Source organism: Sneathiella chinensis, from assembly GCF_012720115.1.
Classification (GTDB): domain Bacteria; phylum Pseudomonadota; class Alphaproteobacteria; order Sneathiellales; family Sneathiellaceae; genus Sneathiella; species Sneathiella chinensis.
The window spans coordinates 114,000-134,241 of record NZ_VNWN01000008.1 but is presented as its reverse complement, the minus strand read 5'-3'; the positions used below and the strand labels follow the sequence as shown (position 1 = coordinate 134,241).

The window sequence follows — 20,242 nt, the reverse complement described above, 5'->3', positions numbered from 1 at the left end:
AGCCCCCTCGGAGCAAGTCAGCCTTTTAACTTAATTATTTAGTTTCTTTTTCTTCCTAACTCATTATTTACCTTGCAGATGCTAGCGTGGCAAAATTGGTAGAGGTAATAAGGATATAGATTGGCGCGGAGCCTTGTCTGACAGGGCGAAAATGCTGATTCTGATGAGGAATGAAAAGACTTGTTGTGACATCGTCAGTCCTTCTGGGCCTGTTGGCCGGGGCGCTTTTGATACTGGAACAGTATCTGGAGCGAAAGGAACTGGAGAGTGAAAGGCGGATCTTCAAGGAAGACGTCCTCTTGGAGGCTCGGGATTTTCGCAACGGCCTTGCCTCCCACATCAGCGAGAGTTTTTTCCTGTTATTCGGCATGCAGGCCTATATCAACGCCAACCCTGATCTCAGTCAGGAAGAGTTTGAGAAGCTGGCTGCCTCGGTTCAGAATACCAAGCCGATTATTCGCAATATTGCCGCGGCCCCCAATCTGGTGGTTCGCTATATGTATCCCTTGAAGGGAAACGAGGCGGCGCTGGGGCTGGATTATCGGACGGCCCCCCTGGCCCAGCGGGAAGCCGCCTTTCGGACCATCAAGGAAGGCAAGGTCGTTCTGGCCGGGCCGGTTGAACTGGTTCAGGGCGGGCAGGCCTTTGTTACCCGCATCCCTGTTACCTTGAACAGCCCGACCGGCGGCACGGAAAGCTGGGGCTTTATCGCGGCACCGATTGATGTCAATGCCCTGTTCCGGGAGGTGGGTCTTGCCGACTTTACCCGAAAATACAAGCTGGCGATTCGGGGGGTGGATGGTCTTGGCGCCAAGGGGGCGGTCTTTTATGGGGAGCCGGCCCTGTTCGACGATACAGATAACAGCCTGTTTCTGGATGTGGGCCTGATCAACGGGTCTTGGCAAATGGCGGTTATCCCGCAAGCCGGGTGGCCGGTGAAATCAGAGCAGTATCTGACCTATCGATGGCTGACTTTCGCGGCCTTCGTCTTTTGCCTGATTATCTGGTTCTTTGCCATTCTGTATGTGCGGGAACAGATGCTGGCGCGGCAGCGGAAAGCCGCGGCCTTTCGGGAAAAGTCAGAGTTTCTGGAAATGCTGACCCATGAAATCCGCTCTCCTCTGCAAGGGGTGCTGGGGGCCCAGAAATATCTGCTGGATCAGGGCATTGAGGAACCCATGCGGTCGGTTGTCGGAACAGCGCATCAGTCGGGTGAATATATTATCAGTCTGATCAACGACTATCTTGACCTGCAGCGGGCCGAAAGCAAGACCATCGCCATTTACAAGGCGCCCGTCGATGTTCGGGAGATGTTGGCGAATGTGCGGAGCGTGGCGGAGACAGGCCGGAAAAACAATCCGGTGACCCTGCAGGTGAATGTGGCAAATCCTGTCCCGCGCTTTGTGTTGCTGGACCGGAAAAAAACGGAACAGATTCTGGTCAATCTGGTTGGAAACGGTCTGAAATTCACACAGGAAGGGTTTGTCTCGGTCATTGTGAACTGGGATGAAAACGGCGAGAATTCCTATCTGGTTCTGACGGTCGAGGATACCGGCGTCGGGATCAGCAGTGAGGATATCGAGACCCTGTATGACCGTTTTGTGCGGACCGAAGACGCCGAGAAACGCGTCGGGTCCGGGCTGGGGCTGTCCATTACCAAATCATTGGTGGAAGCCATGGGCGGCACCATCAATGTGACAAGCCAGCGGGGGTCCGGAACGGCCTTTACGGTTCGCCTGCCCTGTTGCAGGGCTGCAGAACCCGGGCCTGCCCCTGAGGCCGCGCCCTCTTCAGACAGGGGTCTGTTCGAGGTCAGGAACAGGCCTGTGACCGCCAGTGCAGGTTTCAAGTCCCTGAAGGTCTTGGCCGCAGACGATATCGTTGTAAACCGGATCCTTCTCAATGCCATGCTGTCGCCGCTGGTTCATTCCGTGGTGCTGGTGGAAAATGGCCAGCAGGTTCTTGATGCGCTGGACGAGGGAGACTTCGATCTGGTGATCATGGATGTGCACATGCCTGAAATGAACGGGATCGAGGCCACCCGGCTTATTCGGCAGGGAGAGCGATATCGGAACATTCCCGTTCTGGCACTGACCGGCGATGATACCGAGGAAAACGACCGGGAACTTATTGGGGCCGGCATGACGGCGGTGCTGAAAAAACCGATCAATCTGGAGGCGGTCCTTCAGGCCATGCGGCAGGCCGTTGGCCGGCAGGAGGGCGCGTTTGAGCAAGGGCATCCGCATCCACCGCAGACGGGAACCGCCTGACATTGCGGCCGCCGGCGGGCCTGAACGGATGTCAGGCCGCTGTCAGCGTCATCGGTATCGTCAGTTTTTATCGGTGCAATTGGCGTAAAAGGTGGTGGTTGCGGGCCAGTCGGAAAAGACCCCGATCACCCCGACATCCCGGGCCAGAATATCCAGAACTTTCAGCATGTCCCCATCAGACCGGATCGCCGGTTTGACGGTTTTATAGTACCAGCCCCCGCCATTTGTCAGCGGGCCGGACCGTTCCAGACTCCACGCGATGATATCAAGACCGGCCTCTCTGGCCTTGCGTGCATAAAGGGAGGGAATGATTTCCCCGGTATCGTCCAGCGATAACAGCATCCAGATCGGCGGAGCAATGATCTTCAGGCCCATATCCGCCAGCGCCTGCATGGAGGGGGAGAAGGAGTTGGGATCGTCCGGGCGAATCTGCTTTGACCGTCCGTCCAGATAGACTGCCTGCCGCCCGAAATCGGGTTCGGTTTCGATCCAGAAGCGAATATCTTCCAGATTGAAGGACTGAAGATAGACCCGGGAGGGGTCAATATTCCGGGCCTTGTAATCCTCAACCAGTTTGCGGGCGTAGTCCTGTTGGCTGAAATCCCCGTCAAACGGCATGGATATCTGGGGGGCTTTCAGTTCCGGTGTGAATTTGGCCCCGGCCCGATCGATCAGGTTCAGACTTTCCCCATGGGTCATCAGGGTTCCGGTCGCACTATACAGATCGGTGCGCCAGTCGGCTGTGCCGCGGACATACTCTTCCGGCGTGGTTGCCTGTTTGTTGACGCCGTCCATCTTGCCTTTCAGGGTGCGAAATTCGGCAAGGGTGATATCCGATGTGCAGCATTTGGCCGAGGCGGCAGCACCCGTCGCAGGGTCCGCAGGCTGAAACGGCTGGGTGCATTTTCCGGCCAGTTCAGGCTTGAGCAGGATATCCGTTGTCGCCTGCAAGTCGCACTGGGAATGACGGCAGACCAATTCCCGGTCCTGGGTAAAGGTCACATCGCATTCCACAATCCCGGCGCCCATGGTCAGGGCCGCCTGATAGGACTGGCGGGTATGTTCGGGGAACTGCAGCGGGGCGCCCCGATGGGCAATGGAGAAATCCGACCGATAGAAAGGCCCGGCCTTGCAGGCTTCCAGCCTGTCTTTGAGGGCCCCCGCCTCCAGTTGCTCCAGAAGATAGAAAGGGCGCGGTCCCAGTTGCGCCGGAATATCGGTTTCCGCCTGTGCGGGGGCGGGCAGCAGAAACAGAACGGCAAGGCCCGTCAGGCCGATGGCCTGTCGCACGCGACGGAAAAAGGACAGACGGCCCATAACGGTTCCTTTCAGATCGGGAAATACGTCACTCCGGTGTGACGCGGGAGAAGGACAGAACCAGATTACTGTAACGGGAATCCGCCGTGACGTCTTCTCCTATCCAGTCGGGAAGTTCAAAGCTGTCATCCTGATCGGTCAGTTCAATTTCCGCAATAATCAGGCCCTCATGGGCGCCCTTGAATTCATCGATTTCCCAGACGTGATCGTCGGGGGTGGCCACATAATGACGGATCTTTTCAATGACAAGGCCGGTTGCCTTGCCCATCTGGGCGTCCACATCCTCGGCCGGAATCTGGTATTCGTATTCCTCGCGGATCAGGGTATCCGTGGAGCAGGAGGAGTATTTGAGCGTGAGGTATCCCCGGTCGCCCTTTTTGCGAAGCCGGACCGTGGGTTCATGGTCCAGCCCGGTCAGGTAGAACTGGACAATATGGTCCGATTTGCTGGACAGCTCTCTCCACCGGTCGGAAGCCACCAGAAATTTTTTCTCGATTTCCATTACTTGATACATCCTTCAAGTGCATTTTCCCACATGCCGGCAAGAGACGTCAGACGGTCCGTCGGGTCAAGCCGCAGGCGGGTCGGTTCGATGGGGTGCGGGCCTGATCCGGCAAGTTCGGCAATTCGGAATGAAAACACGAAATCGGGCGGATAACCCATGCGCAAGTCTGTAATTGTCGCGTATTGCCCTTTGATGTCATAGGAAAAAAATCCATCCGTAAACCATTCAAGGCGCTGGACAGACGGCGGCGGCGTATATCCCGGCAGGCTTTTCAGGCGATCCCGACGGGATAAGGCCGTGATGGTGCAGCGGTCCAGCGGTCCGGTCAGGCCGGTTGTCACCGCAGTATCCGATACGCCCAGAACCTGCCAGACCAGTATGTTGAACGGGGTCGGCTGGACATGGACCTTCATGTCCTGAAAGCGGGGGTCAGCCTCGGCCCGGGCGGTGATGCTGGTATGCAGCACCACGCCAAGGCACAGATATGCCGTGCTGAGGGCAAGGGTCCCCCTGTTGATGGACAATCCTTTTGAACCCTTGTTTCTGGTCACAAATGCCGCCGCCACCCCGGCCAGTAACAGAAGGGTATAGAGCGGATCAATGATGAAAACGGCGGGGATGGCAAGGGGCGGTGCCACCTCGAACGGCCACAGAACCTGGGTGCCATAACTGGTCAGGCTGTCCAGCAGGCTGTGGGTGGTCAGGGTCAGCCAGACCGCCAGCAGGACAAGCCGTTTATGGTCGCGGGTCCGCCTGCTGACAAAGGCAATGAGCAGCATGATGACCGGGGCGACAAGGGTTTGCACCAGAAAGGAATGGGAAAATCCCCGATGGTGGGTCATCGCCTCAATGGGGTCGATAAAGGGAACAAAGGTGTCAAGGTCCGGCAGTGTGGCGACCGTGCCGCCAATCACAAGGGACCGTGCCACGCCCACCCGGGGGCCAAGAATCGCTCCTGTAATGCTGGCGCCCAGCAGGAATTGTGTCACCGAATCCATACGCTTCCTTTATTCCGGTGTGTCAGGTTCCGGGAAGTGTATGAAGAGGTTCGGTAAAATGCAATGCAACTGCCGTGTCTTGTGAGCCGACCCCCGGCGCGGATTACGGATAGGCCTGATTGGCTGCCTGTGGATGGGCCAGCGGAGCCTGCCGCCGAAGCATGGCGATTTGCTCCTGCAGGATGCCCGGTTGTTCAATCTCCAGACTTTCCAGCATGTCCTTTATCCGGTAGCGCCAATCGTGCCGTTGGCGCATCTGGCGGATATTTTCCTGCCCGATTCTATCCAGCTCCTCCGGGGCGCTAAGCATGCCGAGAATATAATCGACTGCCTTTGCCGGGTTTTCGGGAAGGTCAACGGTGGCGTTGTCCCAATCCAGAAGGGCCTTGGCCTCGTCTGTTTTCGGGGCCTGTCCGATGACAACGGTGCCGGTCGCAAGGCTTTCATACCACCTTGGCCCGACGAAGGAATGCTTGGCGCGGTTGCCGGGATTATAGAACAGGGCATCGAAGGTCAGCGACAGCCGTGACATGCGCAGCAGGTGCCAGAACTGTTCCCGGTACCGTTTCCAGTCCAGAAGCCCGGCGGACACCATGCTGTTGGTATGGAAGTAGACATGGGGGCTGCCAGGGCGGTTCATGGTGTCCGCCAGCAGGTTGTTGACGCCCGGCTCCTGACGGCCAAAGCCGTTGACGGATATCCATCTTTCCTGCCCTTCATGGGCCACGTTCAGGACATCGACGGCAATGGGGGAATAGTGAAACGGCCGGTCCAGCATGTTCGACAGGGCGGACAGGGTTTCCGGGATGGGGCCAAAGAAGTGATCGACCTTTTTCAGGGCCGTGTAGCGGGGCAGCAGATGCTTTGCCGCCGGCAGGTGAAAATATTGCAGGTCATGCACATAGGCCCCGAAGACATAGGCGGCGGTCTGTTTCGCCTGAATACCCAGTTTCTCCATCATCTGGATGGTGATGGCCAGTTTTCGGAAGTTGTTGGTGACAATGAAAACGGCGTCATATTCCTTGCGGTTGTTGAAACCGTTCTTGTTGAGATTGGTCGAGGATGGAGAGAAATGCTGTTTTCCCAGCAGCAGGAAATCCGCATCCAGCGCCTCGTGAATCGTATCCTCAAGTTCAAAGGCGCAGCAATCTGCAAAATCGGAGAAGACATCGCGTGCACTGACCATCAGTAGTTTTGACATTTTCTTCGTGCCCCCGGCATTCGGTTGTCGTTATCGGTTTCTTTCTTTCTAGATTGTCCTGATTTCCGGGGTCAGGCCCATGGCCTGTATGTCCCGTGTGATTTCAGGTTCGTATATGTCGTTCATGATGATGACCTGCTCCGGCTGAAGCTGTTTCAGGTCGTTCGGGTCGTGAATACGGACCCCGAGGCCGGGCGCATATTTGCCATGCCGATTGGGGTTGATATCCACCACCATATCGATCTGATCCACCATCCCGAGGGTGGTCAGAAAGGCGACGCATTTTGACCCGGACCCCCAGACGGCGATTTTCTCTCCCCGTTGGCGGGCGTCCTTGATCCGGGTCTTCCAGCCAGACAGTTTCCCCTCGATCCGGGACAGGAAGGTCTGGACCATCGCCTTGGTGGCGGCAACATCTTCCTCGATGGCCAGTGTCTTGCCGGATAACGGGCCCGGCCGGGCCTCCAGAACCAGATACTGGTTGTCATATTCCAGCCGCAGGTCAAGAAGGTCGAAGCCAACCTTGCGGGCCAGACGGGCAAGGGTTCCCGGCGTGAAATAGGAGCAATGCTCGTAATAGATATCCTCGAACGCGGCGGTTTCCAGAACCCGCATCATATCGGGTATTTCGATCATGACGGGCACGGGCGAGCCTTGCGTGGCTGCCTTGCGGATCAGGGCGGTGAAATCCCGCACCGGCTGGACATGCTCCAGCGTATGACGGGTATAGATGAAATCGGCGGGAATATCCGTGTGTTCGTCGCCGTAATAATCATTGATAAAGCGAAGCCGATCGGCCGCCGTGGTCTTGACCCGGCCTGCCACGGCGCTGGGGTCGATGCCGACCCCCCGGTTATTGCCAAGCTCACACATCAGCGCAAGGAAATCCCCTTTCGAGCATCCCACCTCGACCAGGGTCTTGTCATGAATGTCATACCGGTCGATCAACCCCCGCGCCAGATCCCCGGCAAAACCGTTGAAGGTGGGTGAAAAGCTTTGCTGGTCTTCATAATTGGGCGCATAGGTAGACCATTGGGGGTCAAACAGCAGATTGGTGATAAATCCGCAGTCTTCGCATTGGGCCAGTTTGACGTCCCCTCGCGGAAAGGCTTTCGCCTCCTCCGGGTTGTCCAGCATCAGGCAGCTATGGACAGGGACGTCAGCCACCTCGTAGAAGGCGGTCAGGGTGGTGCCCGCACAGGCCGGGCAGGATGTCAGTTCATTGGTCACGGTCGATCCCATCCTTGGTCTGAGTTACAGGGACTTGTTCTGGACAGGGCCATTGACGATACCGGGCGTGGGAACAGGCAGAATGAATTGTCCCCCCTGACCGGCAAACCGGCTTTGGTCCTTCATGATTTCATTGGCAAAGTTCCACGCCAGAATCATCACGTAATCCGGCGGGTTGTCCGCCAGCCAATCGGGATGGCGGATTTCCAGCGCGGTGCCCGGCATGAACCAGCCCTGCTTGTTTTCATTCCGATCCAGAACACAGTCCAGATACCCATCCTCGATATCCAGATAATGCAGCAGTGTCGTCGCCTTGGCCGCGGCCCCATATCCGGCAATCCGCGCATGGGTCGCCTTCAGGCCGTCCAGCAGGATATGCAGGTCTGTCTTGATGGTGGAAAGGCGGTCCTTGAAGGCGGTGAAATAGGCGGGACGGGTGATATGGCACGTCCGTTCCTCCGCCAGCATGTCCCGAAGGGTGCTGCTTTGTCCTTCCCCGCCTGAAATATAAAGCCGCAGGCTGCCGCCGTGGATGTCCGTATGATCCACATCATTCAGATGCAGTCCGTGCCGTTCAAACAGCGGGATCAGGCTGGACAGGGAAAAATAGCAAAGATGCTGGTGATAGATGGTGTCGAATTCGCAGTGGTCCACAAGGTCCTTCAGGTAGGGGGCCTCGATAACGGCTTGTCCGTCCGGCTTCAGGATCGTGGCAATGCCCGCCACAAAACCGTTCAGGTCAGGCACATGGGCCAGCACATTGTTGGCAAGAAACAGATCGGCCTGTTTCCCCTCGTCCGCCAGCTGGCGGGCCAGATCGGCGGTGAAGAAGGTATTCAGGGTGTGGATACCGTTGGCGTTCGCTACGGCTGCCGGGCCTGATGCCGGATCAATCCCCAGAACCGGAATGCCATGATCGGCAAAGACTTTCAGCATGTAGCCGTCATTGCTGGCGGCCTCCACCACAAGGCTGTTTCTGTCCAGCTTCCGCTTTGCGATCAGGTTTTCGGCGCTGCGCCCGAAATGACGGAGCAGGGCTGGCGAGACAGAGGAATAATAGGGGTAGTCGCCGCCGAACAGAATGTCGGGAGAGACGGTTTCCCGTATCTGGGCCAGCCCGCAATCCGTGCACTGGGTCAGTGTCAGCGGCGCCCGATATTGAGGATAGGCCAGTTGGTCGTGCCGCACCAGTTTGTCGGCAAGCGGTGTCTCGCCGAAATACTGGATGTCAGTCAGATGGTCGGACTGGCAGGACCGGCACCGGTCAATCACTGTGGTTTCGGGAAGCAGGGTCTGTCCGTTGAAGGTCATCTCGTTCATCTCACTGCTCCTGCCATCTTAATTCCGGGGACAATTTCCCGGATGCCAGCAGGGATTTCACATGGGCGATGCGCTGATAGGCGTCCCCCTCGAATTCCTCCAGCGTCAGGGGCGTATCCGTAAAGGCCTGATAGAGTTCCTCAACCCCTTTCTGGGCGGACCATCGGGGCTGGAAACCGGGCAGGGTTTTCAGAATCTTGCTGCAATCCACCCGGTAACAGCGCTTGTCCGGGCCAGCATCAGGGGCATAGGCCACCTCGCAACCGGGAACGGTGTCCTTGACGAACTGGGCCAGATCACGGATGCGGTAATTGTCCTCGTTGCGGCCCACATTGAAGGCCTCCCCATTCACAAGCGCGGGGTCCGCTTCCAGAACGGCGATGAAGGCGCGGGATATATCCTCGATATGCACAATCGGGCGCCAGGGGGTGCCGTCGCTCTTGATGTAAATCTGGCCGGTGGTGACAGCCCATGCCACCAGATTGTTGAGCACCAGATCAAACCGCAACCGGCAGGAAACCCCATAGGCCGTTGCATTTCTGAGGAAGGTGACGGTGAAGTCATCCCGTGCCAGTTTCGAGAGGGCCTGTTCCACCCGCACCTTGGAAACCCCGTAGGGTGTGACCGGATTGAAGGCGCTGTCCTCGTTCAGCCAGTTATCCCCGGACGCCCCGTAGTTGGAGCAGGAGGACGAGAAGATAAACCGTTTGACCCCGGCGTCGCGGGCAAGGCGGGCCAACCGTTCCGAGGCTTCGAAATTGATGCGTTCGGTCAGCGACGGGTTCAGGTCGCCAAGGGGATCATTGGACAGGCCCGCCAGATGGATGATGGCATCAAACCCTTCAAGATCCTCCTGTTCCGCATCCCGCACATCCTTGATGATTTCCGGTATCGGAACCGGGTGCCCCCCGTAATCGCAGGATCGGAAAAGATCGCTGTCAAAGCCGGTCACGTCATATCCGCGTTCCAGCAGCAGGGGAACCAGAATCACACCGATATACCCTTTATGTCCTGTGACGAGTACTCTCATAATCTGTGGCTCCATGAATTCCAGGGTGCCTGTCCTGACGCCCACATTTCTTCCAATCGTTTCTTGTCGCGGATCGTGTCCATGCACTGCCAGAAGGACTGGTGGCGATAGGCCATCAACTGTCCGTCCCGGGCCAGCCGTTCCAGCGGTTCCTTTTCAAACTGGGTGTCGTCGCCCTCGATATAGTCAAAGACCTCTGGCTCCAGCACAAAGAAGGCGCCGTTGATCCAGCCTTCGGATGTTTGCGGTTTCTCGGAAAATTCGACAATCTGGTTCCCTTGCAAATCCAGATGGCCAAAGCGGGCCGGGGGCCGCACGGCGGTCAGGGTGGCCAGCTTCCCGTGGGATCGGTGAAATTCAAGAAGCGTGTTCAGGTTCAGGTCGGAAACACCATCGCCCCATGTCAGCATGAAGGTTTCATTGCCCATATGGGGTTGCAGGCGCTTGATCCGCCCCCCTGTGTTGGTGTGCAGGCCCGTTTCGACAAGTTCAACGGTCCAGTCCGGGGCACTTCTGTGGCATTGACTGATTTTGCCGGATCGCACGGCCACGGTCAGGTCCCCGTCCAGTGCGGAATATTCAGTCATGAATTTCTTGATGATGTGGCTTTTATACCCTAAGGCAATGACGAACTGGTCATAGCCATAGGAATGATAATGCATCATGATGTGCCACAGGATGGGATGGCCGCCGACTTCCACCATTGGTTTAGGCTTGGAAACGGTTTCTTCTGAAAGTCTCGTTCCGAGTCCCCCGGCCAGAATACCTACTTTCATGGTACAGATTTCCCCTCAAGTTGGATCTGTTTTGGTCTTTTTCCTGATCGCCTCAGGAGTTATATCAAGAACATCTAAAATAATATTTCAGATAAACGTAATGTAAATAAGGGGGGCGGGAAAAAAATAGCGGGGTGGCCCGCTCCATTTCTGAAACTCCATATGGCTCAATGCCTTGTAGGATCGAGAAAAGATTCATGATCTTCTTCTCCCGATCAGGGACGGAGCAAAGGCAAGAGGGTGCTGGCCCGTTTTCTTGTCCGGTTTTCGCTAATGCGGTCAGGAATGGCGGTAAAAATCAGGCGGGAAAAATTTGGCCCGGCCCCCATTCTGTCGGTCCTTTTTTGTGCCAGTTCACCCTTGAAGAGTGAAGGAATTGGATCAACAATGGGGATCTCAAATATCGCCGAATGCCCTGACTTTCGGGGATTTTACAACCAAAGGGCGTCTTGATGGCACAGGGTATAAAGCGTTTTCTTGTTATTCATAATCCGACAGCGGGACAGGGCAACCGGAAACGTTTGCTGCGGGCGCTGGAGGTCATGAAGCGGGAAAACTGCGAGTTTGTTATACATCAAACGGAATTTCCGGACCATGCGGTTCAACTTTCCCGAGGGGCCGCAGAGGACGGGAACTGGACAGCCGTTGTGGCCGCTGGCGGGGATGGGACCATCACGGAAGTGGCGCGGGGATTACGGGGCAGCGGGGTGCCGCTGGGGGTTATTCCGCTCGGCACGGCGAATATTTTCGCGCGGGAAATCGGCGTTGGAACAAGTGTGGAAAAGGCTGTTCGGATCCTGTTGGCGGCAGAGCCGGTTGCGGTGACACCGGGCCTTGCCGGGGGGCGGCGGTTCCTGCTGATGATTGGCGCGGGATATGACAGCCTTGCCGTTCAGGCGCTGCGCTCGGACCAGAAACGGAAATGGGGGGCGGTGGCCTATCTTCTGGCGGCCTTGCGGGTGCGCAGCCGGTTCCATCAAATGGTGGTGGATATTGATATCGCCGGACAAAGACACTCGGCCGCTGCCGCGATCATCACGCGGGCGCGAACCTATGGGGGACCGTTCCTTTTGGCCCCGGATGCAGGGTTGCAGCAACCGGATCTGCAGGTGGTCTTGCTGAAACGGGGTGGGTTGCTGGCCGCCATCGGATATGGGCTGGCGCTGGTCACGGGGCGCCTGTCCCGCCTCAAGTCGGTCGAGATGCTGGCGACAAGGGGGCCTGTTTTGCTGACGTCCCCCGAAGAGATGCCCTGCCAGACGGATGGGGACAGTGACCGTTTCGCACCGCTGGAAATCATGCTGGATGACCAACCGCTGAATGTTTTGGGGGCGTTTGCACGGCCACTGAAACAACCGACGAATTGTCTGGTGCCGGGCAGGCGGTAGGGGTAAGTTCCGCACAGGTCATTCTTGGGGAAGGTGCTGATGCAAACTCCGTCCTATGGGTACCGGGCGGCTCATTGGCGCCTGTCCGGATATTATGTCGCTTTTTTCTCCGTCTATGCGATCACAATTCCGTTGTGGCCCCGTTGGCTGGAAGGGCAGCTTCCGCTTGAGTTTGTCGGGGTGGTTCTTGGCGGGGCATATTGGGGCAAGCTATTGTTTGTTCCTGCCACATCCTGGATTGCCGATCGGATCGGGCGACGGCGGCCCCTGTTGGTGGCGCTTGCGCTGATCCTTTTGGGGGGCGTGCTTCTTCTGCCCCTGTTTGACCACTGGATTTTCTATGCCCTGATCTGGGGGATTGCCGGGGCGGCGCTGTCGTCGGGGGTTCCCCTGTCCGATGGATTGACCATGCGCGCCAGTCAGCTTTTGGGGATCGAGTTCGGCAAGACCCGGAAATGGGGATCGATCAGCTTTATTGTCGCCACCCTGCTGGTTGGCTTTTGTGTGGATCGTTTTGGTCTGGACGCCATTTATGTGGCCCTTGTGGTGACCTCCTGCCAGTTGGTGGGCGCGGCCTTTTGGGTGCCCGGATTACAGACCCGCCCCAACAAGGCGGGTGTGCCCTTTTTCAAACCGCTGGTCCTGCCGAATTTTCCCCTGTTCGTATTGACGGTTTCCCTGCTGATGTCCAGTCATGCGGCCCTGTACGGGTTCAGTGCCATTCACTGGAAGGCGCTTGGTTATTCCAACACGACTATTACCCTGCTGTGGGTTTTGGGGGTGGTGGCGGAAATTTGCATGTTCAACCTGTCAGGCCGCCTGATTGGCCGGTTCGGGGCCATGCCCATGATCAGTCTTGCGGCCCTTGGCGGGGTTGTGCGCTGGACGTTGCTGGCATGGGGCACAAGCCTGCCGGTTCTGGGCCTTGCGCAGCTTCTGCACGCCTTTACCTTTGCGCTGCTTTATATGGCCCTGATCGGCTATATGACCAAGCGGGTGCCGCCCGATATTTCCGCCTCGGCGCAGGGGCTGTATGACAGCCTGTCGATGGGTATTTTCTTTGGCTTCCTGACCATGCTGGCCGGATACCTGTTCGGGATCGATCCGGCCTACAGTTTCCTGTTGATGACCGGGTGCAGTGTTATCGGCTTTGGCCTGTCCCTTGTTCTGCTGGTGCGGGTCCGCCGATTTGAACGGGAACAGTCGCCGGTCAGCGCGCCCAGTTGACGGGCGTTGAGACAAGGCTTTTGAAAATGTCCGCGGTGGGTTTGATGCTGTGGATACGGTCCAGTCCTTCCCCGGCAAAGACCCCCATGATGCGGGTATCACCGTGCTGGACGCTTTGCGTATAACCGGCGACCACGTCCGCTTTTTCCGCGTCAAGCGAAGCCTCATTGCCGTGCCATTTCCGGGTGAAGTCGTTGCGGATGGCCCGAACTGTATAGGGCGCGGGCCAGTCCAGATCGCGGGCCACATCGAATACGGTGGTGCGAAGGGTGTCATCGCCCCCGTTATCGATCAGGGCCTGCTTGGCATGGGGATGCCCGAGTGCTTCCGGGCTGGCGAAAAAGCGGGTGCCGATCAGGGCGCCGGAGGCCCCAAGGGCGGCCGCCGCCTGCAGGTCCGCATTGTCAGTCAGGCCCCCGGCGGCAAGAACCGGGATGTCCGGTAAAGCGTCCCGAATGGCGGGCAGCAGGCTGAACAGGCCACGGCTTCCCCCGTGGCCGCCGGCCTCACTCCCTTGGGCGACGAGGATATCCGCGCCCGCCTTGGCAGCATGCCGGGCATGGGCCACGGTCTGGACCTGACAGATGATTTTTGCACCGCTTTTGCGGATGGCCGGAACAAAGGGGGCCGGGTCGCCAAAGGACAGCATCACCGCAACAGGATTATGGGCCAGCACCCGGTCCAGCAAAGCCGGGTTTTGGGCCAGACGCCAGGTAATGAACCCGATGCCGGTTCGTGTATTGCCAGCGGCGGGGACTTCCTGCATCACCCAGTCATCCATGGCATATCCGCCCCCGATCAGGCCAAGGCCCCCGGCGGTTGAGACCGCGGCGGCAAGCGCGCCGCCGGATACGCCTGCCATGGGGGCAAGCAGGATGGGATGCTCAATATCCAGCAGGGTGCAGACGCTGTTTCGGGTTTTGGTCATCGGGTGGGTATCCTGTCGTTGACGGGTTTGTCGATCTTATCGGTGTCGGATCGATGCGTCCAGTGCGTCCAGTGCGTCCAGTATGGGGCCTTTCATCAGGAAAAGGGGCTGTCGGAAAATTCGGCGCCCGGCGCGTTCTGGACGAAACGAACCATATCCTTTTCAAAAATGGCGGCGGTGATCCGGCCTTTTTTCAGGTAACTGCCCGTATCGATGGCCAACCGATGGGGGTAGAGTTCCGGCTCGAAGCGGTTCGTGATGGAATGGCCATGAACCACAATCCGTTTTTGTCGGGGACCGGACCAGTCGAGGAAAGGCCCCCGGATCCACAACAGGTCCGCTTCCTTCTGGTCCTTCATCTTGCGCTCCATCCGAATACCGGCATGAACAAAAATGAACGGTCCCTGTTTCTGGAAAAGCTCAAGCGACTTGAAAAAATCCCGATGGGCAGGGGGGACCGCGGTCTGAAATTCATGGAGTGTCGCCTTCAGGTCGGTCCCTTTTGACGGGGTTTTGATGCCTCCGTTCAGATAGCTTGCAACGGTTTCCAGCCCGCCGTTTCTGATCCAGACCTTGGCATCGGCCTCGGGATCGGCAAGGGCGTTCAGCAGCAGCACCTCGTGATTGCCTTTCAGGAAATGAACACGGGCGCCAGCATTGGTTGCCTTCTCCCGAAACGCGATCAGGTAGTCGATAAGCTGTGCGGATTGCAGGCCCCGGTCCACATAATCCCCAAGAAAGATGATCGTTTCAAAGGCTGCCGGGTTCTTTTTCCGATAGGCGCGCAGGTTTTTAAGGACACTCTTGAGGCGGGGAAGTTGTCCATGCAGGTCGCCGATTGCAATGATGCGTTCGCCGTCGGGCAGGCGAACCGGCAACTGTTTTTTCTTGAGGGAGCCAAAGATCATGCGGTGCCAGAAAGATACATTAGGTCTAAAAACAATTCATGCCTTGCCTGTTCACCCTATCCTAGCATGGCGCCGGAACAAGATACAGGGGAAGGCTCATATGTGCATTTCCGACACGCTTGCAATCGTTCATGGGCAGGACTAGATAAAACTCCTGTTCAGGGGGCGACACTCGTGATAGTCCCGAAACAGCGATACCGTGACTGAATTGAGACGATCCGGAGAGTAATTTGTCAGAGACCGAGCCTTCGACGGTGAATGAAACCAGAAAGATGGACCTTTCTGCCCGTTATCTTTTTGGCCGTCTTCTGCGGGATTATGTGTTTCAGTATAAATGGCGGCTGGTGGCGGCCATTCTGTTCATGATCGTCAGTGCCATGACCACGGCGGCCACCGCCTTCATCATGAAGCCGATCGTGGATGAGGTTTTCTTCGAACAGAACGCCGATGTGATCTGGCAGACGACGCTGGCTGTTGTGGTGATCTTCGGTTTGCGGGGGGTGGCCACCTATGGGCAGGCCTTCTTCATGAACTGGGTTGGCACCCGTGTTGTCTCGGATATTCAGTTGGCCCTGTTCCGCAAGCTGGTCATGGCCGATCTGGCGTGGTTCCATGCCAACCCGACGGGGCAGCTTATCTCGCGGTTTGTTTATGATGTGAACCAGTTGCGACTGCGCACGACCCAGCTTCTTGTGGTCCTGACAAAAGACAGCCTGACGGCGATTTTCCTGATCGGGTCCCTGTTCTATTACGACTGGAAGATGGCCCTGATCATCTTTATTGCCCTGCCGCCGGGGGCGCTTGCCATCCGTCAGCTTGGCCGCCGCGCCCGCAAGGCCGCCCATAATGTGATGGACCAGACCGCCAGTTTCAGTTCCTTCCTTGAAGAGACCTTCCACGGCATTCGGGTCGTCAAGGCCTATGGTCAGGAAGAAGAGACGAAAGAGCAGGGCAAGGAGGTCATCCGCAGCCGCTTCCGGTATGAGTTCAAGTCCCTGCGCATTCAGGCAACCAGCAGCCCCATTGTGGAAGGACTGTCCGGGTTGATGATTGCCGGGGTGATCCTGTACGGGGCCAGCAATGTGGTGGCGGGGAACACCACACCGGGGACGTTTTTTGCCTTTATCACGGCGGCCATGCTGGCCTATCAGCCGATCAAGAGCGTGGCCAAGATTGCCCCGCAGATGCAAAACGGTCTGGCGGCGGCACAAAAGATTTTCGAACTGCTGGATGTGACGCACAAGGTTGTGGACAAGCCCGATGCGGCCCCGCTGGAGCTGCACAAGGGCGAGGTCGAGTTTCACAATGTGGCCTTTTCCTATGATGCGGATGAGCCGGTCCTGAAGGATATCTCCCTGAAAATGGGGGCCGGAAAGCGGATTGCGCTGGTGGGGCCTTCGGGGGGCGGAAAATCAACCATCCTGAACCTGATCCCGCGCTTTTATGATGTGACATCCGGGGATATCACCGTTGATGGCCAGAATGTGCGGGATGTGACCCTGAAATCCCTGCGCGAGAATATCTCCCTTGTCAGTCAGGATATCTTCCTGTTTGACGATACCATCCGGGCCAACATCGCCTATGGGTCACCGGATGCCACCGACGAGCAGGTGCAGGAAGCGGCCCGCTCTGCGGCGGTGCATGATTTCATTGTCTCTTTGCCGAACGGATACAACACCCGTGTGGGGTCGGACGGGGTGCGCCTGTCTGGCGGGCAGAAACAGCGGATCGCCATTGCCCGTGCCATGCTGAAGGATGCCCCGATCCTGTTGCTGGACGAGGCCACCTCGGCGCTGGATACGGAATCAGAAAGAAAAATCCAGACTGCCCTCGGTCATCTGATGGAAGGGCGCACATCGCTGGTGATCGCGCACCGCCTGTCCACCATTCTGGATGCGGATACCATTTATGTGATTGTGGATGGTCAGGTTGTCGAGGCAGGCAATCACCGCGACCTGCTGATCCATGGCGGGGTTTATGCCGACCTTTACAGCAAGCAATTCGCGCTGGACAGCAATGTACTGCCCCTGACGGACACGCCGTCTCAGGCCTGATCGGGCCGGGGCAGGCGCTTCCAGAAACGCTCCACTTCCTCCAGAACCCGATCCAGCGGCAGGACATCTTTCCCGGCATGGGGGTCGTTTTCCGGCATGTCCGCAATGGGAATGCCGGCAGGATCACCAATCAGGCACAGGGTCTTGTCCCCCACAGGGCCATAAACATCCGGCTGTCCGATCCCGAACAGACCAACGGTGGGGACGTTGACCGCAACGGCCGTATGCATCAGGCCGGAATCATTTCCAACAAACAGGGCAGCGCGGGACAGAAGACTGGCGGCCTCCATAGGGGTGGTTTTTCCAACAAGGTCGATCACCTGTTGGTCCGGCAGGCCCTCCACCACGGGCATGGCCTGCGCCTGCTCTCCGGGCGCGCCAAAGACCGCGATCCGGGCACCGGGAAGAATACCATCCGGGGCTGTCAGGGCCTCGGCAAGGGCGAGATATTTCCGGTGGGACCATTGCTTTTGATAGAAATTGGCCGTGGGGGCCAGCGCGATAATCGGGCGGGGGTCCTCCGGCCAGTTTAAAAGCCGGTCCGCCGCCGCCTGTTGGGCGGGTGTGGACAGGATTTTCGGCGGGACGGGCCGGTCAAGGCCGATCAGGCGGGCATTGGCCATGGTTTTGTGAACCCCTTCCATGCCGCCCGGCCAGATGTACCGGTGTTTTGCCGGCAGGAAGCCCAGCAGGCTGGCGCGGAAATCCACAATCCGGTGCCACCGCCGGAACCCCAGTTCCCACGCGGCCTTGGGCCAGTGCATGCTGTATTTCAATTTGCGGATGGGGATTACCCGTTCCACCCCCGGAATGGATTCGAAAATGTCTTTCGGGATGTGACCGCAGACGACGGTGACAGGAATATCGGGCTCTTCCGCAATCATGTGATGCAGGATTCCTGTGGTCAGAACCGCATCACCCAGACGGTTGGAGGTAACAAACAAACTGCGCTTCATTGCGGTTCCCGTAGTGGTCTTGTCCGGAAAAATCGATTAAAGAACTGCTTTTATACGATATTCGCCGGTTCACTCACGCTTTTTCTTTGGAAGGGGTTTTTGCTTGATGACATCCACACCCTGGTCCAGACAGGCCTTTTGGCTGGTCCGGCATGCGCCGGTGAACAGTTCCGTTCTTTATGGTCAGCAGGATGTGCCAGCGGACCTGAAGGACCCGGCACCCTTCCGCTGGCTGGCGGCGGCGCTGCCCCTGCAGGCCCGGTGGATCAGCAGTGATCTGTCCCGATGCCGCGAGACGGCACACCGCATTCTTTCCGAGCGGGATGCCCCCCCATCGGTGACGGAAGTAGCGAGTCTTCGGGAGCAGTCTTTCGGGGAGTGGGAAGGTTTGACCTATGATCAGGCCCGCGATCGGGACCGGGATTTCTATGACCGGTTCTGGGAAAGCCCGGCAACCAACAGGCCCCCCGGCGGAGAAAGTTTCACGGATATGCAGGCGCGGGTCCTGTGCGCCCGCGATGCCCTGCCGGAAGTCGGGGATCATGTGATGGTGGTCCATGCGGGAACCGTGCGGGCGATGGTCGCGGATGCCCTGTCCCTGTCGCCCGATCGGGCGCTTGCGCTGGGGATTGAGCCGTTATCCCTGACCCGGCTTGTCCGATACAGGGATGGCCAGTCCACCCAGTGGCAGGTGGACTGGATCAACAGAATACCGGGTTAGAGCGCGCCTTCGGTAACCCCGGCGTCGGCGAAGCTGGCCATGCCGTTATGGGTGGCAATGGCCCCTTTCAGGATGCCAAGGGCCAAACCGGCGCCGGAGCCTTCCCCAAGCCGCATCCGCAAGGTGAGAAGCGGCTCTTTCTTCAGCAGTTGCAGCAACCGGACATGGCCGGGTTCAGCCGACATGTGGCCGGCCACGCAATGGTCAAGGGCGGTGTCCTGAAGACGGGCGAGGACCGCCGCCGCTGCGCAACAAACGAACCCGTCCAGAATGACGGGGATTTGCTTGTGCCGGGCTGCCAGAATGGCCCCGGTCATGGCGGCCAGTTCCCGCCCGCCCACATGCTGCAGGGCGGCAAGGGGATCGGCCAGTTTGTCCCCGTGCAGGGCAAGCGCCCGGTCGATGGCCCCGGCCTTGACATTGATCCCTTCCGGCGACAACCCCGTTCCGGGTCCGGCCCAGTCGGCTCCGGTACCGCCGAAAAGCGCCGCCGCCAAAGCCGCCGCAGAGGTGGTATTGCCAATGCCCATTTCCCCGACAACAAGGGTGTCGGTTGTGTCGTCCACCGCATTCCATCCTGTCTCAAGTGCCTGGGCGCAGGCCTCCTCCGTCATGGCAGGGACCAGCGTGAAATCTTCTGTCGGGGTGTCCAGATCCATGGGAACAACCGAGAAACGGGCGCCGAACGCTGTTGCAAGCTGGTTGATGGCGGCACCGCCCTGCTCGAAGTTGGCAACCATCTGGTGGGTGACTTCCTGCGGGAAAGCCGAGACACCCTGCGCACAGACACCGTGGTTGCCCGCGAAGATGATAACCTGTGGGCGTGAAAAGCTGGGCGGGTGCTGCCCTTGCCAGCCTGCGGCCCAGACGGCCAGTTCCTCAAGCTTTCCAAGAGACCCGGCAGGCTTGGTCAGGGTGGCGTCATGACGGGCGGCGGCACTGGCGGCGTCCTTGTCAATTTCGGGAAGGGTTTCAATCCTGCTGCGAAAGGTTTCCAAAGAGAGGAGGGGCATCGCATGGTCCTTTGTTACTGAATACGGCAAACGAAAGAGGCTCATTCTAGACATGGACAGCCGAAGTGCAATGCGTTCGGTGATGGGCTTGAGAATGGGGGCAAGAGGCGCGGCTAGGTATTTCTTGGTAGTTTTGTGGCATAAATGTTACAAACGAATCATGCTTTGGAAAAACACTGCAGTTCGGAAAAGTCTGGATAATGAGTGATATAAGCTGCTTTTTTGTATGGATACACATCCAGTAGGGGTGTTTATTGATTTATTTAAACGCTTTTCGTGTAATATAGACTGTACAAGACATAAGTCTTTTGGGATAGATGTATTGAGTAGCTGTAATTTCTAATACACAATATTTTTTTATGTTTCAGGAAAGTATTTCCATCAGTCGATAAGGGTCTAT

Annotated in this window: 17 protein-coding genes; 5 read left to right on the top strand and 12 right to left on the bottom strand. The window is 57.8% G+C overall.

Translation table 11 applies throughout. The annotated features are described in order from the left end of the window. Window positions 1–170 precede the first annotated feature (170 nt). Window positions 171–2,270, top strand: a complete 2,100-nt coding sequence (locus FQB27_RS15490; protein ID WP_169561979.1) for an ATP-binding protein — start codon at window positions 171–173, stop codon at window positions 2,268–2,270. Between the two features lie 60 nt (window positions 2,271–2,330). Here FQB27_RS15490 and FQB27_RS15485 read toward each other — a convergent pair whose 3' ends face one another. From FQB27_RS15485 to rfbF, 8 genes are all read right to left on the bottom strand, one after another. After that, on the bottom strand, window positions 2,331–3,587 hold the full coding sequence (locus FQB27_RS15485) for a glycerophosphodiester phosphodiesterase family protein (RefSeq protein ID WP_169561978.1): 1,257 nt from the start codon (window positions 3,585–3,587) through the stop codon (window positions 2,331–2,333). Between the two features lie 28 nt (window positions 3,588–3,615). After that, the gene (locus FQB27_RS15480; RefSeq protein WP_169561977.1) at window positions 3,616–4,089 is read right to left on the bottom strand and encodes a CYTH domain-containing protein; all 474 of its coding nucleotides are present in this window, start codon (window positions 4,087–4,089) and stop codon (window positions 3,616–3,618) included. Beyond that, complete coding sequence (locus FQB27_RS15475) at window positions 4,089–5,090, bottom strand: metal-dependent hydrolase (RefSeq protein ID WP_169561976.1); 1,002 nt, start codon at window positions 5,088–5,090, stop codon at window positions 4,089–4,091. The genes FQB27_RS15480 and FQB27_RS15475 overlap by 1 nt, the downstream gene beginning before the upstream one ends. Window positions 5,091–5,193: 103 nt before the next feature. Beyond that, window positions 5,194–6,291, bottom strand: coding sequence for a glycosyltransferase (locus FQB27_RS15470; RefSeq protein WP_169561975.1), 1,098 nt, complete (start codon window positions 6,289–6,291; stop codon window positions 5,194–5,196). Between the two features lie 48 nt (window positions 6,292–6,339). Beyond that, window positions 6,340–7,533 carry a class I SAM-dependent methyltransferase gene (locus FQB27_RS15465; RefSeq protein WP_169561974.1) on the bottom strand — a complete coding sequence of 398 codons (1,194 nt, stop codon included), beginning with the start codon at window positions 7,531–7,533 and terminating at the stop codon, window positions 6,340–6,342. Window positions 7,534–7,545: 12 nt separating this feature from the next. Next, complete coding sequence (locus tag FQB27_RS15460) at window positions 7,546–8,841, bottom strand: class I SAM-dependent methyltransferase (RefSeq protein WP_206374729.1); 1,296 nt, start codon at window positions 8,839–8,841, stop codon at window positions 7,546–7,548. A gap of 1 nt (window position 8,842) precedes the next feature. After that, entirely contained in the window at window positions 8,843–9,871 is a 1,029-nt protein-coding gene (locus tag FQB27_RS15455) for an NAD-dependent epimerase/dehydratase family protein (protein WP_169561973.1), read from the bottom strand. Continuing rightward, window positions 9,868–10,647, bottom strand: a complete 780-nt coding sequence (gene rfbF, locus FQB27_RS15450) for a glucose-1-phosphate cytidylyltransferase (RefSeq protein ID WP_169561972.1) — start codon at window positions 10,645–10,647, stop codon at window positions 9,868–9,870. Before rfbF ends, FQB27_RS15455 begins: the two co-directional genes overlap by 4 nt. 452 nt (window positions 10,648–11,099) lie before the next feature. Here rfbF and FQB27_RS15445 point away from each other — a divergent pair, with 452 nt between their 5' ends. Both FQB27_RS15445 and FQB27_RS15440 read left to right on the top strand, forming a co-directional pair. Then, the gene (locus FQB27_RS15445; RefSeq protein WP_169561971.1) at window positions 11,100–12,035 is read left to right on the top strand and encodes a diacylglycerol/lipid kinase family protein; all 936 of its coding nucleotides are present in this window, start codon (window positions 11,100–11,102) and stop codon (window positions 12,033–12,035) included. A 39-nt stretch (window positions 12,036–12,074) separates the two neighbouring features. After that, a complete protein-coding gene (locus FQB27_RS15440) occupies window positions 12,075–13,262 on the top strand; it encodes an MFS transporter (RefSeq protein ID WP_169561970.1) in 1,188 nt (395 codons plus the stop codon). Here the strand turns inward: FQB27_RS15440 and FQB27_RS15435 are convergent. Together FQB27_RS15435 and FQB27_RS15430 are read right to left on the bottom strand one after the other, a co-directional pair. Beyond that, window positions 13,246–14,190 (bottom strand): NAD(P)H-dependent flavin oxidoreductase, encoded by a 945-nt coding sequence (locus tag FQB27_RS15435; RefSeq protein ID WP_169561969.1) that lies wholly within the window; start codon window positions 14,188–14,190, stop codon window positions 13,246–13,248. The genes FQB27_RS15440 and FQB27_RS15435 overlap by 17 nt on opposite strands. 95 nt (window positions 14,191–14,285) lie before the next feature. Then, the gene (locus FQB27_RS15430; RefSeq protein WP_169561968.1) at window positions 14,286–15,098 is read right to left on the bottom strand and encodes a metallophosphoesterase; all 813 of its coding nucleotides are present in this window, start codon (window positions 15,096–15,098) and stop codon (window positions 14,286–14,288) included. Window positions 15,099–15,370: 272 nt separating this feature from the next. Between FQB27_RS15430 and msbA the strand changes: the two genes are divergently transcribed. After that, on the top strand, window positions 15,371–17,152 hold the full coding sequence (gene msbA / locus FQB27_RS15425; protein ID WP_169561967.1) for a lipid A export permease/ATP-binding protein MsbA: 1,782 nt from the start codon (window positions 15,371–15,373) through the stop codon (window positions 17,150–17,152). Here the strand turns inward: msbA and FQB27_RS15420 are convergent. After that, window positions 17,143–18,108 carry a glycosyltransferase family 9 protein gene (locus FQB27_RS15420; protein WP_169561966.1) on the bottom strand — a complete coding sequence of 322 codons (966 nt, stop codon included), beginning with the start codon at window positions 18,106–18,108 and terminating at the stop codon, window positions 17,143–17,145. The two genes, msbA and FQB27_RS15420, sit on opposite strands and share 10 nt — an antisense overlap. 106 nt (window positions 18,109–18,214) lie before the next feature. On the opposite strand from FQB27_RS15420, the gene FQB27_RS15415 reads away from it, so the two are divergent. Next, on the top strand, window positions 18,215–18,829 hold the full coding sequence (locus FQB27_RS15415) for a histidine phosphatase family protein (protein WP_169561965.1): 615 nt from the start codon (window positions 18,215–18,217) through the stop codon (window positions 18,827–18,829). Here FQB27_RS15415 and cobT read toward each other — a convergent pair. Continuing rightward, window positions 18,826–19,842 (bottom strand): nicotinate-nucleotide--dimethylbenzimidazole phosphoribosyltransferase, encoded by a 1,017-nt coding sequence (cobT, locus tag FQB27_RS15410; protein WP_206374727.1) that lies wholly within the window; start codon window positions 19,840–19,842, stop codon window positions 18,826–18,828. The genes FQB27_RS15415 and cobT overlap by 4 nt on opposite strands. Window positions 19,843–20,242 lie beyond the last annotated feature (400 nt).

Excerpts from the sequence above, each read along its gene's own strand:
- FQB27_RS15490 (WP_169561979.1), top strand. The coding sequence starts at position 171 with ATGAAAAGACTTGTTGTGACATCGTCAGTCCTTCTGGGCCTGTTGGCC.
- FQB27_RS15485 (WP_169561978.1), bottom strand. The coding sequence starts at position 3,587 with ATGGGCCGTCTGTCCTTTTTCCGTCGCGTGCGACAGGCCATCGGCCTG.
- FQB27_RS15480 (WP_169561977.1), bottom strand. The coding sequence starts at position 4,089 with ATGGAAATCGAGAAAAAATTTCTGGTGGCTTCCGACCGGTGGAGAGAG.
- FQB27_RS15475 (WP_169561976.1), bottom strand. The coding sequence starts at position 5,090 with ATGGATTCGGTGACACAATTCCTGCTGGGCGCCAGCATTACAGGAGCG.
- FQB27_RS15470 (WP_169561975.1), bottom strand. The coding sequence starts at position 6,291 with ATGTCAAAACTACTGATGGTCAGTGCACGCGATGTCTTCTCCGATTTT.
- FQB27_RS15465 (WP_169561974.1), bottom strand. The coding sequence starts at position 7,533 with ATGGGATCGACCGTGACCAATGAACTGACATCCTGCCCGGCCTGTGCG.
- FQB27_RS15460 (WP_206374729.1), bottom strand. The coding sequence starts at position 8,841 with ATGAACGAGATGACCTTCAACGGACAGACCCTGCTTCCCGAAACCACA.
- FQB27_RS15455 (WP_169561973.1), bottom strand. The coding sequence starts at position 9,871 with ATGAGAGTACTCGTCACAGGACATAAAGGGTATATCGGTGTGATTCTG.
- rfbF (WP_169561972.1), bottom strand. The coding sequence starts at position 10,647 with ATGAAAGTAGGTATTCTGGCCGGGGGACTCGGAACGAGACTTTCAGAA.
- FQB27_RS15445 (WP_169561971.1), top strand. The coding sequence starts at position 11,100 with ATGGCACAGGGTATAAAGCGTTTTCTTGTTATTCATAATCCGACAGCG.
- FQB27_RS15440 (WP_169561970.1), top strand. The coding sequence starts at position 12,075 with ATGCAAACTCCGTCCTATGGGTACCGGGCGGCTCATTGGCGCCTGTCC.
- FQB27_RS15435 (WP_169561969.1), bottom strand. The coding sequence starts at position 14,190 with ATGACCAAAACCCGAAACAGCGTCTGCACCCTGCTGGATATTGAGCAT.
- FQB27_RS15430 (WP_169561968.1), bottom strand. The coding sequence starts at position 15,098 with ATGATCTTTGGCTCCCTCAAGAAAAAACAGTTGCCGGTTCGCCTGCCC.
- msbA (WP_169561967.1), top strand. The coding sequence starts at position 15,371 with ATGGACCTTTCTGCCCGTTATCTTTTTGGCCGTCTTCTGCGGGATTAT.
- FQB27_RS15420 (WP_169561966.1), bottom strand. The coding sequence starts at position 18,108 with ATGAAGCGCAGTTTGTTTGTTACCTCCAACCGTCTGGGTGATGCGGTT.
- FQB27_RS15415 (WP_169561965.1), top strand. The coding sequence starts at position 18,215 with ATGACATCCACACCCTGGTCCAGACAGGCCTTTTGGCTGGTCCGGCAT.
- cobT (WP_206374727.1), bottom strand. The coding sequence starts at position 19,842 with ATGCCCCTCCTCTCTTTGGAAACCTTTCGCAGCAGGATTGAAACCCTT.